This is a genomic window from Umezawaea endophytica, from assembly GCF_025061645.1.
Lineage (GTDB): Bacteria > Actinomycetota > Actinomycetes > Mycobacteriales > Pseudonocardiaceae > Umezawaea > Umezawaea endophytica.
The window spans coordinates 21,691-38,367 of record NZ_JANYMP010000003.1; the positions used below are offsets into that span (position 1 = coordinate 21,691).

Genomic DNA, 16,677 nt, shown 5'->3' on the forward strand with positions numbered 1-16,677 from the left:
GGCGGCGGCCCGTTCGCGGTCGGAACTTCGCGGTTCCGCTTCGCGGGCGCCGGGTCGGGGGCAGAATGACGGGCGTGCGCCTCCCCGAACGGTTCCGCCCGCCCCGACGGCCGATCCGCACCGCGCTGCGCTTCCTGGTGCGAGCCGGGTGGACGTGGATCGCGGTGTCGCTGGACCTGAACACCCCCGAACCCCGTGAGAGCAGGCCCCGGCCCGCGAAGGAGATCACGCGGGACGCCCGCCGGTAGGCAGGCGAACCAGCGGGGACCGCCGTCCCTCCACTGTGGACAACCGGTGGCACGGGCCGTCGGCGGTCGTGTTGGATGGGGGCGTGACGACCTTCGCGATCGTGGGTTCCGGGTGGCGCGCCGAGTACTTCTGGCGCCTCGCCGCAGCGCTGGACGGCCTGGAGTGCGTCGGCGTGGTGTCGCGCAGAGCCCAGGACCTGCCCGTCCCGGTCTTCCTGTCGCTGGACGAGTGCCTGGCGGCGAAGCCGGACTTCGTGGTCACGGCCACGCCGTGGGGCGTGACGCCGTCGCTGGTGGCGGACCTGGTGGACCGGGGTGTGCCCGTGCTCGCCGAGACGCCGCCCGCGCCCGACCTCGACGGCCTGCGCGCGCTGTGGGCGGAGGTCGGCGGCAGCGGGCTGGTGCAGGTCGCCGAGCAGTACACCCGCGTGCCCGCGCACGCCGCGCGCCTCGCGCTGGTCCGCTCCGGCGCGATCGGCGACCCGACCAGGGTGGACGTCTCCTCGACCCACCAGTACCACGCGGTCTCGCTCATCCGGACGCTGCTGGGCACGGGTCGCGGCCCGGCCGAGGTGCGGGCGGTGCGGACGACCGCGCCGCTGGCCGACCCCATCACCCGCGCGGGGTGGGCGGACCCGGTCGAGGTCAAGCAGGCGACCACGACGATCGCCACCATCGCGTTCGACGGCGGCGGCTTCGGGCTCTACGACTTCACCGACAACCAGTGGCACAACCAGCTCCTGATGCGCCGCCTGCTGGTCCGCGGCACGCTCGGTGAGCTGCGGGACCACGAGGTGGTCCGGCTGGTCGCCGACCGCACGATCGTCCGCACGGAGGTCGTGCGCCGCCAGACCGGGTACGACCTGGACCTCGACGGCTTCGACACCGACCACATCACGTTCGGCTCCGACGTCCTCTACCGCAACCCCTACCAGGGGCTGCGGTGGAACGACGAGGAGATCGCCATCGCCACCCTGCTCCAGGACACGGCGGCCTGGGTGTCCGACGGCGGCCCCGAGCCGTACCCGCTCGCCGACGGCCTGCACGACCACCGCGTCGCGCTGGCCGTCGAGGAGGCCGCGAACACCGGGACGGCCGTGCGCGTGGACGTCGAACCGTGGCGCTGAACCGCTCTGGCCTGCTAGTTCGCCGTCCGACGACCTGAAAACCGGTCGTCAGGGCGTAGCGCGGGATCGATTCAAGGGGTAGAAATATCCGACTCCATGGGAGCGCTCTCTCGGCCCTACCGCCGCAGCGCGCTCCCCGAACCCGTTGAACAGGCAGGTCGATGATGATCGTGCGCCGCATAGCGTCCGCCGGAGCGCTCCCCAGCCACTCAACCGACGCCGTCCGACTGAGAGGACGATCCGCATGATCCTCGCGGGCTCCACGAAGCGGCGACTCGGCCGCGTCCTCACCCTCGGCCTGGTGGTGACGCTCACCGCCGCGACCACCGCGACGGCCGCTCCCAGCACCCAGTCGCACGGCGGCGGCACTCCCAACCTCGGGACGAACGTCACCGTGTTCGACCCGAGCACCCCGGTCGCGCAGATCCAGGCGACCCTCGACGCGACCTACGCCAAGCAGGTCGACAACGAGATGGGCACCGAGCGGTACGCCTACCTCTTCAAGCCGGGCACGTACGGCACGGCCACGCAGCCCCTCCAGATCAAGGTGGGCTACTACACCGAGATCACCGGGCTGGGCGCGGCGCCGACCGACGTCGTCATCAACGGCAAGGTCGAGGTCTACAACCGCTGCCTCGCCGACGGCGGCACGAGCAACTGCCTCGCGCTGGTGAACTTCTGGCGGACGATCTCCAACCTGACGGTCAACGTGAACGCGACCGGCCAGGACGGCTGCCGCTCGACGGCGAACTTCTGGGCCGTGTCCCAGGCCGTCTCGATGCGCCGCGTCAACTTCACCAACGGTGGACTGTCCCTGATGGACTACTGCACCGCCGGTCCGCAGTACGCGAGCGGCGGGTTCATCGCCGACTCGAAGCTGCCCGCGACCACCAACGGTTCGCAGCAGCAGTGGCTGACCCGCAACAGCGAGGTCGCGAGCTGGTCCAACGGCGTGTGGAACCAGGTGTTCTCCGGTGTCGTCGGCGCTCCCGACGACTCCGCGTTCCCGGACCCGCCGTACACGACGGTCGCCAAGACCCCGGTGAGCCGCGAGAAGCCGTACCTGTTCGTGGACGCCAAGGGCAAGTACAACGTCCGCGTGCCCGCCGCGAAGCAGAACACCTCGGGCACCACCTGGACCGCGGGCACCACGGCGGGCCGGACCATCCCGTTGAGCGACTTCTACGTCGCGAAGCCGACGGACTCGGTGCGGGACATCAACTTCCAGCTCCTGATCGGCAAGAACCTGCTCCTCACGCCCGGTGTCTACGACATCGCGCGGAGCATCGAGGTCCGGCTGCCCAACACCGTCGTCCTCGGTCTCGGGCACGCCACGCTGACCGCCGTCAACGGCGCGATCCCGCTGGACGTCGCGGACGTGCCCGGTGTCGTCGTCGCGGGCGTCACGGTCGACGCGGGTCTCAAGGAGTCGCCGGTCCTGCTGCGCGTCGGCAAGAAGAACGGCTGGGACTGGAGCACGCCGTCCAACCCGACCACGCTGTCCGACGTGTACTTCCGCGTCGGCGGCCCGCACGTGGGCAAGGTCGACACCGCCCTGGAGGTCAACAGCAACGACGTGCTGATCGACCACACCTGGGTGTGGCGCGCGGACCACGGCGTCGAGGGTTTCACCGACACGCAGCGCTGGAACACCAACACCGGCCGCCAGGGCGCCGTCATCAACGGTGACCGCGTGACCGCGACGGGCCTGTTCGTCGAGCACTTCCAGAAGTACAACACCACCTGGAACGGCGACAAGGGCACGACCATCCTGTACCAGAACGAGCTGCCGTACGACCCGCCCACGCAGGCGGACTGGATGAACGGCGGCGTCGAGGGGTACGCGGGCTACAAGGTCGGCGCGAAGGTGAAGACGCACTCGCTCTTCGGCGCGGGCGTCTACGTGTTCAACCAGAACAACCCGACCATCCACACGGAGAACGGGTTCGAGGTGCCGAACACCCCCGGTGTGAAGCTGCACCACATCATGACGGTGAACCTCAGCGCGGGCATCGTCGACCACGTCGTCAACGGCGTGGGCGGCCCGGCCGACACCACCAACACCGGTGTCCCGGTGTACGTGAAGGACTACCCGGCGGTTCCCTAGCGGGGTGAGCACGAACGGGCCGGGAGCTACGCGCTCCCGGCCCGTTCGGCTGTGTAGACGGTGAGCCGCAGCTCGGGGTCCTCGTTGACCCGGAACGTGGCGTAGTCGTGGACCACCCCGTTCAGGACCTTGCGGCCCGCTCCCCCGCCGACCACGTCGTGCCCGTCCCACCAGACCTCGAACTCGGGGCATCCGCGGCGGAGCCGGTCGGCGAGGTCGACGAACGCGCGGTCGGGCGCCCACAGGTCGTACGCCACCCGGAACTGCGCCACGGCGTGCGCCGCCTGCCCCTCCCAGGCCGCACCGAACAACGTCCGCCCGGCGGGGTCGAGCAGCAGGTGCTCCAGGACGTTGCCGGACATGTCGCCGAACAGCTCCACGGCCGCGGTGTTGCACACCAGCAGGTCCCACCGGCGGCCCGTCACGTAGGCGGGTTCGGTCATCGCCTCCACGACCCGGCGCGTGGCGTCCGGCACGACCTCGCGTTCGAACGGCGCGCGCGACCCGTTGCGGGCCAACGCCTCCAGGTGCGCCCGCTCGGTGTCGTCCAGCAGCAGCGCCCGCGCCAGCGCCTCGATCGTCGCGGGTGACGGCCGCACCGCCCGCCCCTGTTCCAGGCGGACGTACCAGTCGACGCCGATCTCGGCGAGTTCCGCCACCTCCTCGCGGCGCAGGCCCGGCGTGCGGCGTCGGCGCCCGTCCGGCAGGCCGACCTCCTTCGGCGTCAGCCGCGACCGCCGCGACCGCAGGAACTCCCCGAGCGCCTCCGACACGATCCGCCTCCTCGTGGGTGGTACTCGTCAGTCCTAGGACGATGCTAGGCCTGGATGCGCGCCCGCGACCGGTCCACGATCGGGCAACACACCCCCGAACCGAACGGAACGCCCATGAAAGCCGCTGTGCTCAAGGAGTTCGGCCTGCCGCTGTCGGTGGAGACCGTGCCGGACCCGGTGCTCGGCACCGGGGAGGTGCTCGTCGACGTCGTGGCCACGGGCGTGCTGCCCTACACGGCCGAGGTGCTCAGCGGCGAGCGCCGGTACCTGCTCACGCTCCCGGTCACGCCCGGCGCGGGCGCCGTCGGCCGGGTCCTCGCCGTCGGCCCGGACTCGACGCACCTCGCGCCGGGCGACTGGGTGCTGTGCGACCCCACCATCCGCTCCCGCGACGGCGGGGTGACGCCCGACATCACCTTGCAGGGCGCGAGCGCCCGCGGCGACGGCGGCCTGCGGTTGCAGGAGCACTTCGGCCAGGGCTCGTACGCCGAACGCCTGCTCGTGCCCACGGAGAACGTTCACCCGCTCGGCCCGGTCGACGAGGAGGACGTGGCCAGGTGGACCGCGCTCAACCTGTGCCTGGTGCCGTACGGCGGGCTGCTCGCGGGTGACCTGCGGGCGGGCGAGACGGTGCTGGTCAGCGGCGCGACCGGCAACTTCGGCAGCGCGGCCGTCGCCGTGGCGCTGGCGATGGGCGCGGGGCGGGTCGTCGCGCCGGGCCGGAACGAGGCCGTGCTCGCCGACCTGGTCCGCCGCTTCGGCCCCCGCGTGCGCCCGGTCCGGCTGTCCGGCGACGAGGCCGACGACCGCGAGCGGATGAAGGCGGAGGCGGGCCCGATCGACCTCGTCCTCGACCTCCTCCCGCCGTCGGCGAGCACGACACCGGTCCGGGCGGCGGCCATGACCGTCCGGGAGGGCGGCCGGGTCGTGCTGATGGGCGGGGTGGGCATGCTCGGCGGCGCCGACCTCGCCCTCCCCTACCCGTGGCTCATGCGCAACAACGTCACCGTGCGCGGCCAGTGGATGTACCCGCCCGAGGCGAACAGCGGGCTCATCGCACTGGCCAGGGCGGGCCTGCTGGACCTGCGGGAGTTCGAGGTCGAGGAGTTCGACCTCGACGACGCCAACGCCGCCGTCGCCCACGCCGCCGACACCGGCGGCCGGTTCCGCCTGACGGTGATCCGCGCGGGCTAGCGCGCGACGTCGCGCGGGCGGGTGGGAGCCGGTCCGCAGCGGAGAACGGCCGCGGCCCTCCTGCCTACCGGCCGCCGTCGACCTGCCCCACGAAGTCCAGGACGGCGGCGGAGAGGGTCTCGGGAGCTTCTTGCGCCACCAGGTGGCCGACGCCCTCGAAGCGCACGGAGGTGACGTCCCCGGCGGTCACCTGGCGGAAGGTCCGCTCGGTGGCGGGAGCGCTGAAGGCGTCGACCGTGAGGACCGGGACGGTCAACGGCCGCGATTCGGCGAGGGCCTTGATCTGCCCGGCGTCGGTGAAGATCGACCGGTAGAGGCCTTCCGTGCCCCGCCAGCCGTCCGGGCGCGCGAAGGTGCGGGCGAACTCGTCGACGTGCTCGTCGCCGATCACGCCCTTCGCCCCCGTCATCACGGGGAAGGCCCACTCCGCGATGAAGTCGCGCTCGTGACCCGCCAGCACCATCCCCGGAATGCCCGGCGCGGCGAGGAACCCGACGTGCCACGAGCCGCCGCGGTTGACGTCCGCGAGGTCCTCGAGCCCGAAGCCCGCCAAGGTCGACTCGACGGCGGTGAAGCTGCGGACGTCACCGGGGTGCGTGGAGGCGAAGCGGAAACCGAGACCACCGCTGATGTCCTGGCACAGGACGTGGACCGGACCGACGCCGAGGTGCTCCACCAGGTGGTGCACGTCCTCGGCGGACGTCGCTTCGTCGTGGTCGCCGTCCGCGGTGTTCGAGTCGCCGAACCCCCGCAGGTCGACGGCGAAGACCCGGTGCGACGCCGCCAGCAGGGGGATGACCTCGCGGAAGGCCCACCACGTCTCCGGCCACCCGTGGATGAGCAGGACCGGTGTGCCCTCGGTGCCCGCGGAGACGTAGTGGAGCCGCGTTCCGTTGACGTCGGCCAGGTGGTGGGTGACACCGGGAACCGTCGCGCCGACGGGCTCGATGACGGGCATGGGGCGCTCCTCAATTCGACAACCTTGGTTGTCAAAACCGTAGACAACCAAGGTTGTCGTTGTCAAGGTGTCCTAAGCTGAGCCCCATGTCGCGCCCCGGCTCCGACCTCGCCATGCTCCTGCTCGGCGGGTTCCGCGCCCTGGCCGACAGGGCCACCGCGGAACTCATCGCGCGCGGGTACGACGAGGTGCGGCCCGTTCACGACTTCGCGCTGCAGGCGATCCTGTCCGGCGCGGACAACGCCTCCGAGCTCGGACGGCGGATGTCCGTCACCAAGCAGGCCGCCGCGAAGACCATCACCGCCCTGGAGGAACGCGGCTACGTGGCACGCGAACCCGATCCCGCGGACAAGCGCCGCCTGCGCCTCTTCGTCACACCGCACGGGCTGGCGATGCTCCGCGAGGGCACGGCGATCTTCGACGACCTGCGCCGGGAGTGGGAGGAGCGGGTGGGCGCGGTTCCCCTCTCGCAGGTCGAGAGCACGCTCCGGCAACTGGTCGACGGGAGCGCCGACTACCGCCACCACGGGTCCGGGTGGATGGCGTAGCGGCCCTCGCCCCCCGGTCGACCGCTGTGCCCTGCCGACGGTCACCACGATCGGTCCGAGACCTCGCCCGGAGTCACGAACCCCCGCGGTCTCCCCGCTAGTTGTACTGACCTGTGAGGTTGGGGACGCGGCTGGCGGGTGGGCGGCCTCCCAGTGCGGTGTGTCCGCGGTGGTGATTGTAGAAGTGCAGCCATCCTGGGAACGCGTCGCGGCGTTCGGTTTCGGAGGCATAGGGGCGGGCGTAGGCCCATTCCTCGAGCAGGGTGCGGTTGAAGCGTTCGACCTTGCCGTTGGTCTGCGGCCGGTAGGGGCGGGTGCGTTTGTGGTCGATCCCGCCCTTGGCAAGTGTGTCGCGCCAGAGACGGGAGCGGTAGCAGGAGCCGTTGTCGGTGAGCACCCTCCGGACCGTGATGCCGTTGGCGGTGAAGAAGGTCTGCGCCCTGTGCCAGAAGTCGCGGGCCGATTCCTTGGTCTCGTCGGTCAGGATCTCGGTGTAGGCCAGGCGGGAGTGGTCGTCGACCGCGTTGTGCAGGAATCCGTAGCCCAGCAACGGGTTGCCGTGGGCGTTGCGTTTCCCGGTGGGGGTGCGTTGGCTGTTGTGTCCGCCGACCTGGCGGCCGTGGACGCGGTGGCCGCCGCCGTCGGGGATGTTGCCCAGCTTCTTGATGTCGACGTGGATCAGGTCGCCGGGCGCGGGGTGTTCGTAGCGGCGGATCGGCTGGCCGGTGGCCCGGTCCACGTGGGCCAGGCGAGCCATCCGGTAGCGGGTCAGCACCCGGTGCACCGTCGAAGGGTGCTGTCCGAGCAGGTAGCCGATGCGCGCGGGTCCCCAGCGGCGTTGGAGCCGGACTTTGATGATCCGGTGTTCGGTGCGTGTGGGTGTGCGGTGGGGGCTGGGGTGGGGGCGTGAGCTGTGGTCGGTCATGCCCGCGGGGTCGTGGTGGCGGTAGCGGTGGGCCCAGCGGTGGGCGGTGGTGACCGAGACCTGGAAGCGTTCCGCGGCTCGTCGTAGTGGCCAGTGCTCGTCCACGACGCAGCGGGCCAGGCGGAGTCTGCCGAGCTCGGTGAGGGGTGCGTTAGCGTGGGGCATGAGGGCCTCCGTTGGCTGGGTGTAGACGTCGCAATCCACACCGAACCCGGAGGCCCTCACCTATTCCAAGATCATTCGATCCCGTGTCGCCGCGTTCCTAACCTCTGTGGTCAGTACAGCTAGTGCAGCACGTCGACGCCCTCCGGCAGCGCCGAGAAGGCCGTGCGGTCGTCGGTCAGCAGGGACAGCCGGGCGCCGCCGATGTCGAAGAACAGGCCGAGCACCTTCAGCCGCCCCTCGGCCACGGCGTCCCGCACGACCGGCATCCGTTCCAGCGACGCCACCTGGACGGCGACGTTCACCATGGACAGCCGGTCCGCCACGGTCCCGGCGCGCGGGTCGGCGGGGTGGCCCGCGCGCAGCGCGGTGAGGCTGCCGACGCCCGAGCGGAGCCAGCGGCCAACCGGGTCGTCGGAGCCCGCCGCGCCGTCGAGCAGCGCCTGCATGCCGCCGCACCCCGAGTGGCCGCACACGACCAGCGCGGGGACGCGGAGGACCTGCACCGCGTAGTGCACCGAGGCGCCGACGCCGTCGTCGTCGAGGGGCGCGAGGTTGCCGACGTTGCGGACGGTGAACAGGTCGCCGGGGCCGCTGCTGGTGATCACGTTCGGCACGATGCGGGAGTCCGCGCAGGTCAGGAACATCGCCTGCGGCTCCTGGCCGTCGGAGAGGCCCTCGAACACCGGGCGCAGCAGCGGCGCCGAGCGGCGGTGGTACTCCTGGACTCCGGAGACCAGCGGACGGGCGGCCTCGTCGTGCTCGCTGTGGCGCTGGGCGGGGACGGTGGACTGCCAGGACGACCACGGGGCGAACCAGCGCGGCAGCACGGCCGCCGGGCCGCCGCGGGTCATGCCGCCCCGGATGCCCGACACCTCGTCCACGTGCACGACACCGCCGGTCTTCTCGTGCTGGTCGCGCCACATGGTCAGGTGCTCGTAGGTGGCGTGGTCGAGGAAGTCGACGGCGAGTTCGACGTCCACCGGCGCGCCGTCGGGCACGTGGGACAACACCCGCGACAGCCTCGGGATGGACAGGAAGCTCAGCGTGCCCTCGACGACGACCCGCCAGTGGTCGTGGCCGCCGGGCGCGGGGGTCCGCGAGACGCGCAGCTTCGCCCACACGACCCGGCGCAGCATCAGCGCCACCGACAGCGCGAACCCGATCAGCACGCCCATCAGCAGGTCGAGGAACACGACGCACCCGACGGTCGTCACGTACACGAGCAGCTCGGACTGGCGCTGGGCCGTGCGCACGTCGGCGACCTTCAGCAGCTTGATGCCGACGTAGACGAGCAGACCCGCCAGCGCGGCCATCGGCACCTGCTCCACCAGGCCGACCAGCGCCAGCGAGAACAGCAGCACCCACACGCCGTGCAGCACGGCCGACGCGCGGGTGCGCGCCCCCGCGGCCACGTTGGTGGAGCTGCGGACGATGACCCCGGTGACCGGCAGGCCGCCGAGCAGGCCGGACACGGTGTTCGCGGCGCCCTGGCCGACCAGTTCGCGGTCGAGGTCCGCCGCCTTGCCCCGGTCCTTGAGCTTGTCCACCGCGACCGCCGACAGCAGGCTCTCGACGCTCGCGATCACGGTCATGGTGAACACCGCCAGCGCGAGCGCGCCCCACTGCCCGCCGGGCAGCTCGGGCAGCCGCACCGAGTCGAGCAGCGAACCGGGCAGGTCGACCCTCGCCACGTCCCAGGACAGCGCCCACGCGAGCAGCGTCGCGGCGACGATCCCGACGAGCGAGGCCGGCACCGCGCGCACCGACGGGGGCGTCAGCGGCCACAGCAGCAGCACGGCCAGCACCACGAGACCGACCACGGCCTCCCCGGTGCGCACGCCGAGGAGCTGCGCCGGGAGCTGGACGAGGTTGTCCCACGCCCCCGTGCCCGGCGCGCCGCCGAGCAGGACGTGGAGCTGGGCGAGCGCGATCGTCACGCCGATGCCCGCGAGCATCCCGTGCACCACGGCGGGTGAGATGGCGAGCGCGACGCGCGCGACCCGGCTCAGCCCGAGCACGACCTGGAGCAGGCCCGCGGCGACGGTGATGGCGCAGGTGACGGCCCAGCCGAACTGCTGGACGAAGCCCGCGACCACCAGGGTCAGCCCGGCGGCGGGCCCGCTGACCTGGAGCGGTGCGCCGCCGAGGAACCCGGCGACGACACCGCCCACGACGGCGGCGATGAGCCCGGCCGTGACCGGGGCGTCGGACGCGACGGCGATGCCGAGTGACAGCGGCATCGCCACCAGGAACACGACCAGCGACGCGGACAGGTCGTACCGGGCATCCTCCCTGGCCCACCGGCGCACGGCGGCGCGGCGGGAACGTCGGTCGGTCGAGGGCGCGTCGCGTGGTTCCACGTGGGTCCTCCGGGAGAGCGGTGGCGGTCCTGGTCCGGCACACCACTGGGCCGTTGGGCGGTACCTTTTCCGCCCACGTGCCTCCAAACGGCGCAAATGTCCGATTGGTTCCCACCCTACGTGTTCGTGCGATTGCTCACAGTTCGTGGTCGACGCGCTGGAGCACGAAGTCGTACCTCGCCTTCAGGAACGGGACCGCGGACTCGCCGCCGTCCGGGGTCGGTCCGGCCTCCGCCGAGGTGAACGGAACGACGAGTTCGGGCTTCGTGCCGAACACGACGTCGCTGTCCAGGTACTCCGCGCCCTCCTGGAACAGGTGCGTGATCAGCCGCCGGTGGCCGGGGACGTCGATCAGGAAGTGGATGTGCGCGGGCCGGAAGTAGGAGATGTCGGTCCGGCCGATCAGGTCGCCAACAGGGCCGTCCATGGGGATCGCGTACCCCAGCGGCGCGATCGTGCGGACGAGGTACGAGCCGTCCTCGCGCGTCGTGTACTTGCCGCGCAGCCGGGCCTCGTCCACGTCGAGCTGGGACTCGTACGCGCCGTCGGCGTCGGCCTGCCAGACGTCGAGGACCGCGCCCGCGACCGGCTTGCCGTCCAGGTCGCGGACGAAGCCGTGGACGTAGAGCGGCGCGCCCTCGACGCCGTCGGACATGTCCGCGCCGAACGCGAGGTGCGGCGAGTCGTCGATGTGGAACGGCCCGAGCACGGTGGCCGGGGTGGCCGCGGGGTCGAACTGGTGGTTCATCTGCACGACGAGCATCGACAGGCCGAGCACGTCGGACGCGAGGATGAACTCCTCGCGCTTCTCGTCGCTGATGTCGCCGGTCCGCTGGAGCCACCGCACGGCGGCGGCCCACTCGTCCTCGCTGAGCCGGACCTCGCGGGCGAACTCGTGCAGGTGCCGCACGAGCGAGGTCATGACCTCGGCCAGCCGCGGGTCGTGGGCGGTCGCCCACCGCTGCTGCGCGAGTGCGGTGATGTCGTGCTCGGTCACCGGGGGCATCGTCGTCTCCCTGTGCTTCTCGGGGTGGTGGTCTGCGGCGGTCACGGCTGGGGCGGTCACGGCTGGGGCGGCACCGGGCGGCTCGCCCGGTCGACCGACAGGAAGATGTCGTTGGCGACGGGGTCGCGCAGCTCCTCGGCGAGCTGGCCGATCAGCCCCGCGGTGCGGGCCAGCAGGGCGAAGCCGCGCAGCAGCTCCAGCGGCAGCCCGAGGTCGGCCAGCGCGGCGCCGCACACCCCCGCGCCGTTGAGGGGCAGCGTCTTGCCGAGCACCCGCGAGTGCGTGCGGCCGATGGCGTCGAACAGCCTCAGGTGCGGCCCGAACAGGCTCTCCTCGCGGGCGATGGCCATCAACCTCGGGGTGCGCGGGTCGCCGTTCTTGTGCACGTGGTGGCCGAGGCCGGGGATGAACTCCCCCCGTTCCCGCCGGGCGCGCACGGTGGCCAGTGCCACCTCGTCCCACCCCGCGTCGTCGTCGGGGACCTCGTCCAGCGTGGACAGGACGTCGTGCAGGAACCGGCCGCAGTCCTCGGTGACGCCGAGGAAGCGCGAGCCGCCGCCGAGCAGGCCCGCGGCCAGCGCGCCCTGGATGGAGTCCGGCGCGGACAGGTAGGTCAGGCGGGTGACGATGGCGGTCGGCGTGAAGCCGTGGTCGGCCAGCGCGGCGAGCACGGCCTCGAACACCCGCACCTCGCCCCAGCTCGGCCGCCGCTGCGTCGCCAGCCAGAACGCCAGCTCGCCGAAGCCGACGGTGCCCATGACGTCCTGGGCGAGGTCCTGCCCCAGCAGCGTGATGGTGGTCGGGTCGGACGCGCCGAGCGCCGTCCCGTACGTGCGCGGCTCGTCAGCCATGGTCGTCCTCCGAGAGCCACTTCCGCAGTTCGACGCCGTGCTCGTCCAGCCCCGGCGGGGGCAGGTCGTAGACGGCCGGGGTCGCGGAGAACCGGATCGGGTGCCGCGTCGTGGGCACGGACCGCTCGCCCGCGCCGACGTGGACCACGGGGTCGAGGCCGAAGCGCTCGGCCATCGCGAACCCGCCGTCGATCGTGCCGATGGGCGCGCACGGGACCCCGACGTCCACCAGCGCGTCGAACCACTCGACGGCACCGCGCTCGGCGAGGCGTTCGACCAGGATCGGCCGCAGCTCCTCCCGGTTGGCCGTGCGGTCGGCGTTGCGGGCGAAGCGCGGGTCGTCGGCCGTCCCTGGCGTGCCGAGCACGGTGCACAGCCTGCGGAACTGGCCGTCGTTGGCGGCGGCCACGATCAGGTCGTCGTCCGCCGTGGGCAGCGGCTCGTACGGGAAGACGCTCGGGTGCGCGTTGCCCATGCGCAACGGCACGACCCCGCCCGCCACGTACGCGGAGCTGTGGTTCACCAGCCCGGTCAGCGCCGACGACAGCAGGTTGACCTCGACGTGCTGGCCCTCTCCGGTGGCGTCGCGGTGGCGCAGCGCGGCCAGGATGCCGATCACCGCGTGGTTCCCGGCCATCACGTCGAACACCGAGATCCCCGCGCGCATCGGCGGGCCGTCCGGTTCGCCGGTGAGGCTCATCAGGCCGGACATCGCCTGGACCATCAGGTCGTAGCCCGGCACCTTGGCGCCCGCGCCGGAGCCGAACCCGCTGATCGAGGCGTACACGACGCCGGGGTTGGCCGCGCTCACGTCGGCGTAGCCGAGCCCGAACCGCGCCATGCCCCCGGCCTTGAAGTTCTCGATCACCACGTCGGCGCGGCCCGCGAGCTCGCGCGCGAGCACGACGTCGGCCTCGTCGCCCAGGTCGAGCGCCACCGAGCGCTTCCCGCGGTTGACGCCCAGGTAGTAGGTCGAGATGTCGTCGCGCACCGGCGGTGTCCAGGTCCTGGTCTCGTCGCCCTGCGGGGCCTCGACCTTCACCACCGTCGCGCCGAGGTCCGCCAGCAGCATCGTGGCGTACGGGCCTGCCAGCACTCGGGAGAAGTCGGCGACGAGCACACCCGACAGCGGTCCGGCCGCGGTCTTCGATTCAGCCATCTCCACCCTCGCTGTCCGTCTGACGGACAGGTGTCCGTCTTTTCGCCAGCATTCGCGCGGGGAGCGGCCAAGTCAAGTGCCGGGACGATCGGGTCAGGCGGGGCGGACCTCGACCTGCGGGCGGGACTCCACCAGCGACCAGTCGGCCGAGACGTCACCGGCCGCGCGCAGCAGGAGCGGCAGGTATTCGCCGGTCAGGACGTCGACCGAGGTCTCGGCGGCGTGCACGGTCACGTTCATCGCCGCGCGCACCGCGCCGGTCCCGTCGCGCACCGGCACCGCGACCGACCGGACGCCGGGGGCCAGCTCCTCATCCGCCAAGGCCCAGCCCCTCGCCCGGACCACGGCCAGCTCGGCTTCGAGCCCGGCGACGTCGAGCGGCGCGTCGGGCAGGCCCGACCTGCTGGTCTCGGCCAGCACGGCCTCCCGCGCGGACCGGTCGAGCGCGGCCAGCAGCACCTTGCCCTGCGACGTGCGGGCCGCCGGGAACCGGGTGCCGACCTCGACCCGCAGCGCGATGATCTTGGGAACGGCCACGCGGGCGATGTAGACGATGTCGGAGCCGTCGAGCTGCGACATCGACGACGACTCGCCGGTCCGCCTGACCAGCCCTTCGAGGTGGGGACGGGCCACGTCCCACATCCCGAGCGCGCCGACGTAGGCCATCCCGAGCCGCAGCACCCTGGGCGTCAGCGTGTAGACGGCGCCGTCCGCGCGCACGTAGCCGAGTTCCTGGAGCGTCAGCAGCAGCCTGCGCACGGTCGGCCGGGCCAGCCCGACGGCGGTCGCGACCTCGCTCAGGCTCATCCGCGGGTGGTGCTCGTCGAAGCAGCACAGCACGTCGAGCCCGCGGGCCAGCGCCTCGACGAAGTCGGGTCCCGTGCCACGTCCGGCCACCCGAACCTCCTCGCCGTCCCGTTGGTGCCCGTGCGGCGTGATGGTCGCACAGCGACTCCACAGTAACCCTTGACAGGCCACGGGACACGCACGAAAGTAACCCAACGACCGCACAGCGGACATCTGTCCGCTAGTCGATCAGCAGGTCAGTCGAGGCGCTACAGCAAGGTGACCGACATGAATCCTGACGAGGTCAGGGCGGCCAACGGCGGCCGTCCGATCGTCTTCCGCAACGCCACCGTCCTGACGATGGACGGCCAGGGCGTCCTCACCGACACCGACGTCCTGGTCGTCGGCGAGGACATCGCCGAGGTGGGGCGCTCGATCGCCGCCCCGGACGGCGCGCTGGAGGTCGACGCGTCCGGGGGCGTCGTGATGCCCGGCATGGTCGACACGCACCGCCACATGTGGCAGACCGCGCTGCGCGGCCTCGGCGCCGACTGGACGCTGTCGCAGTACTTCGTCTTCTACTACCTGACCTGGGGCAAGGTGTTCCGGCCCGAGGACATCCGGGCGGGCAACCTGCTCGCCGCGGCGGAGGCTCTCGACGCCGGGGTCACCACGACCGTCGACTGGTCGCACGGCCTCCAGACGATCGAGCACGGCGAGGCGGCGCTCGACTCGCTGCGCTCCTCCCCCGGCCGGTTCGTGCTCGCCTACGGCAACCTGCTCGGCGCGCCGTGGGAGTGGACGAACAGCCCTGAGTTCCGCTCGTTCGTCGCCCGCGAGTTCTCCGGCCGCGACGACATGCTCGGCCTCCAGCTCGCCTTCGACGTCACCGGCGACCCGGCGTTCCCGGAGAAGGCCGCCTTCGAAGCCGCCCGCGAACTCGGCCTGCCGGTCACGACCCACGCGGGCGTGTGGGGCGCGACCACCGACGAGAGCATCAGGCTGATGTGGGACGGCGGGTTCATGAACCCCGACGTCACCTACGTGCACGCCGCGTCCCTCAGCGAGGACTCCTACCACCGGATCGCCGCGAGCGGCGGCTCCGTGTCCGTGGCCGCCGAGAGCGAGATGAACGCCGGTCAGGGCCACCCGCCGACGTGGCGGCTGCGCAAGCACTCCATCCCCGTGTCGCTGTCGATGGACACCAGCGTGTGGAACAGCGGCGACCTGTTCTCCGCCATGCGCGCGACCATGTCCGCCGACCGCACCCACGAGCACATCGCGGCGCACGACAGCGGCGACACCGTGGTGCACAACAGGTTGCGCGCCGAGGAGGTCGCGCACTGGGCGACCGTCGGCGGCGCGAAGGCGCTGGGGCTGGACGACCGGATCGGCACCGTCACCGCGGGCAAGAAGGCCGACCTGGTGCTGCTGAAGAACGACCGGTCGCCCGCGATGTACCCGATCCTGCACCCGTACGGCACGGTCGTGTTCCAGGCGGGTCGCGGCGACGTGCACACCGTGCTGGTCAACGGGCGGGTCGTGAAGCACGAGCACGAGTTGGTCGGCGTCGACCTGCGCGGCGCCAAGGACGCGGTGGCGAACACCGTCGACCACGCCCGCGGCGCGATGGGCGAGGAGGCGTGGCTGGAGAGCATGACGCCGCAGCTCCCGACCGACGAGCGGATCCCCAACCCGTACACCTACACCGAGTACACCGGCGCCGAGTCCGGCCACCGTCCCCAGCAGGAGCTGGAGTGACGACGATCCTGGCGATCTCGGGGAGCTTGCGCGCCGCGTCGCTCAACACCGCGCTGCTGCGCGCGGCGCGCGAGCACTCCCCCGAGGGTGTCGAGGTGGTGCTGTACACCGGCCTCGCGGACGTCCCGCACTACAACGGCGACCTGGACGACGACCACCACCTGCCCGCCGCCGTGGCCGACCTGCGGGCGCGCATCGGCGAGGCCGACGGCCTGCTGGTCGCGAGCCCCGAGTACAACCACTCCGTGCCCGGCGTGCTCAAGAACGCCATCGACTGGGCGTCCCGACCGAAGGGCGCGTCGGCGTTGCAGGACAAGGACATCGCCGTCATCGGCGCGTCCACCGGCAACTTCGGCACGGCCCGCGCGCAGATCGCGCTGCGCCAGGTCTTCGCGGCCACCCACAGCCGCGTGCTGCTCAGCCCCGAGGTGCTGGTGTTCACCGCGCACCAGCGGTTCGACGGGGCGGGCGACCTGCACGACACCACCACGGCCGACCTGCTCCGCGAAACCCTGGCCGCGCTGCGCGACCAGATCGCCGACAGGCGCGCCCCGGCCCGCTGACGGGGCCGTCCTCAATGGACTGACAGGGTCCACGAGTGCGCTCGGGTAAACCGTCGAATTACCAACGCGCACTCGTGGAACCCGTTGCGCGCCAACGACCCTGCCTATACTGCGAACGCGGTACAGCCGGTTGATGCCGCCGTACG

The 16,677-nt window shown here is 72.0% G+C and carries 15 protein-coding genes; 7 read left to right on the top strand and 8 right to left on the bottom strand.

Annotated features, from left to right (window positions below; genetic code table 11):
• The first annotated feature begins 74 nt into the window (after nt 1-74).
• The 3 genes from NZH93_RS07485 to NZH93_RS07495 all read left to right on the top strand — a co-directional run bounded on the left by NZH93_RS07485 (nt 75) and on the right by NZH93_RS07495 (nt 3,482).
• Entirely contained in the window at nt 75-248 is a 174-nt protein-coding gene (locus tag NZH93_RS07485; protein ID WP_259622207.1) for a hypothetical protein, read from the top strand.
• An 83-nt stretch (nt 249-331) separates the two neighbouring features.
• On the top strand, nt 332-1,375 hold the full coding sequence (locus NZH93_RS07490) for a Gfo/Idh/MocA family protein (protein ID WP_259622208.1): 1,044 nt from the start codon (nt 332-334) through the stop codon (nt 1,373-1,375).
• A gap of 244 nt (nt 1,376-1,619) precedes the next feature.
• Nucleotides 1,620-3,482, top strand: coding sequence for a pectate lyase-like domain-containing protein (locus NZH93_RS07495; RefSeq protein ID WP_259622209.1), 1,863 nt, complete (start codon nt 1,620-1,622; stop codon nt 3,480-3,482).
• 26 nt (nt 3,483-3,508) lie between these two features.
• Here the strand turns inward: NZH93_RS07495 and NZH93_RS07500 are convergent, their stop codons facing one another.
• Nucleotides 3,509-4,255, bottom strand: coding sequence for a helix-turn-helix transcriptional regulator (locus NZH93_RS07500; RefSeq protein ID WP_259622210.1), 747 nt, complete (start codon nt 4,253-4,255; stop codon nt 3,509-3,511).
• A 114-nt stretch (nt 4,256-4,369) separates the two neighbouring features.
• On the opposite strand from NZH93_RS07500, the gene NZH93_RS07505 reads away from it, so the two are divergent.
• Nucleotides 4,370-5,449 (top strand): alcohol dehydrogenase catalytic domain-containing protein, encoded by a 1,080-nt coding sequence (locus NZH93_RS07505; protein ID WP_259622211.1) that lies wholly within the window; start codon nt 4,370-4,372, stop codon nt 5,447-5,449.
• Nucleotides 5,450-5,513: 64 nt separating this feature from the next.
• Here the strand turns inward: NZH93_RS07505 and NZH93_RS07510 are convergent, their stop codons facing one another.
• Nucleotides 5,514-6,407, bottom strand: coding sequence for an alpha/beta fold hydrolase (locus NZH93_RS07510; RefSeq protein ID WP_259622212.1), 894 nt, complete (start codon nt 6,405-6,407; stop codon nt 5,514-5,516).
• An 86-nt stretch (nt 6,408-6,493) separates the two neighbouring features.
• Between NZH93_RS07510 and NZH93_RS07515 the strand changes: the two genes are divergently transcribed.
• Complete coding sequence (locus NZH93_RS07515; RefSeq protein ID WP_259622213.1) at nt 6,494-6,955, top strand: MarR family winged helix-turn-helix transcriptional regulator; 462 nt, start codon at nt 6,494-6,496, stop codon at nt 6,953-6,955.
• A 97-nt stretch (nt 6,956-7,052) separates the two neighbouring features.
• Here the strand turns inward: NZH93_RS07515 and NZH93_RS07520 are convergent, their stop codons facing one another.
• The 6 genes from NZH93_RS07520 to NZH93_RS07545 all read right to left on the bottom strand — a co-directional run bounded on the left by NZH93_RS07520 (nt 7,053) and on the right by NZH93_RS07545 (nt 14,318).
• Nucleotides 7,053-8,045 (bottom strand): IS481 family transposase, encoded by a 993-nt coding sequence (locus NZH93_RS07520; protein WP_259622214.1) that lies wholly within the window; start codon nt 8,043-8,045, stop codon nt 7,053-7,055.
• 119 nt (nt 8,046-8,164) lie between these two features.
• Nucleotides 8,165-10,405: a SulP family inorganic anion transporter gene (locus tag NZH93_RS07525; protein ID WP_259622215.1), complete on the bottom strand. Its 2,241-nt coding sequence runs from the start codon at nt 10,403-10,405 to the stop codon at nt 8,165-8,167.
• A gap of 136 nt (nt 10,406-10,541) precedes the next feature.
• Nucleotides 10,542-11,456 (bottom strand): dioxygenase family protein, encoded by a 915-nt coding sequence (locus NZH93_RS07530; RefSeq protein ID WP_259622216.1) that lies wholly within the window; start codon nt 11,454-11,456, stop codon nt 10,542-10,544.
• Between the two features lie 11 nt (nt 11,457-11,467).
• The gene (locus NZH93_RS07535) at nt 11,468-12,262 is read right to left on the bottom strand and encodes a citryl-CoA lyase (protein ID WP_259622217.1); all 795 of its coding nucleotides are present in this window, start codon (nt 12,260-12,262) and stop codon (nt 11,468-11,470) included.
• A complete protein-coding gene (locus NZH93_RS07540; protein WP_259622218.1) occupies nt 12,255-13,421 on the bottom strand; it encodes a CaiB/BaiF CoA transferase family protein in 1,167 nt (388 codons plus the stop codon). Before NZH93_RS07540 ends, NZH93_RS07535 begins: the two co-directional genes overlap by 8 nt.
• Nucleotides 13,422-13,514: 93 nt before the next feature.
• The gene (locus NZH93_RS07545; protein ID WP_259622219.1) at nt 13,515-14,318 is read right to left on the bottom strand and encodes an IclR family transcriptional regulator domain-containing protein; all 804 of its coding nucleotides are present in this window, start codon (nt 14,316-14,318) and stop codon (nt 13,515-13,517) included.
• Nucleotides 14,319-14,495: 177 nt separating this feature from the next.
• On the opposite strand from NZH93_RS07545, the gene NZH93_RS07550 reads away from it, so the two are divergent.
• Nucleotides 14,496-15,968 carry an amidohydrolase family protein gene (locus NZH93_RS07550; RefSeq protein WP_259622220.1) on the top strand — a complete coding sequence of 491 codons (1,473 nt, stop codon included), beginning with the start codon at nt 14,496-14,498 and terminating at the stop codon, nt 15,966-15,968.
• Complete coding sequence (locus tag NZH93_RS07555) at nt 15,965-16,531, top strand: NADPH-dependent FMN reductase (RefSeq protein WP_259622221.1); 567 nt, start codon at nt 15,965-15,967, stop codon at nt 16,529-16,531. The genes NZH93_RS07550 and NZH93_RS07555 overlap by 4 nt, the downstream gene beginning before the upstream one ends.
• Nucleotides 16,532-16,677: the final 146 nt, after the last annotated feature.

Bases quoted from the DNA above. Each gene is read 5' to 3' on its own strand.
- NZH93_RS07495 (WP_259622209.1), top strand. From the start codon at position 1,620: ATGATCCTCGCGGGCTCCACGAAGCGGCGACTCGGCCGCGTCCTCACC.
- NZH93_RS07535 (WP_259622217.1), bottom strand. From the start codon at position 12,262: ATGGCTGACGAGCCGCGCACGTACGGGACGGCGCTCGGCGCGTCCGAC.
- NZH93_RS07540 (WP_259622218.1), bottom strand. From the start codon at position 13,421: ATGGCTGAATCGAAGACCGCGGCCGGACCGCTGTCGGGTGTGCTCGTC.
- NZH93_RS07520 (WP_259622214.1), bottom strand. From the start codon at position 8,045: ATGCCCCACGCTAACGCACCCCTCACCGAGCTCGGCAGACTCCGCCTG.
- NZH93_RS07510 (WP_259622212.1), bottom strand. From the start codon at position 6,407: ATGCCCGTCATCGAGCCCGTCGGCGCGACGGTTCCCGGTGTCACCCAC.
- NZH93_RS07505 (WP_259622211.1), top strand. From the start codon at position 4,370: ATGAAAGCCGCTGTGCTCAAGGAGTTCGGCCTGCCGCTGTCGGTGGAG.
- NZH93_RS07550 (WP_259622220.1), top strand. From the start codon at position 14,496: ATGAATCCTGACGAGGTCAGGGCGGCCAACGGCGGCCGTCCGATCGTC.
- NZH93_RS07515 (WP_259622213.1), top strand. From the start codon at position 6,494: ATGTCGCGCCCCGGCTCCGACCTCGCCATGCTCCTGCTCGGCGGGTTC.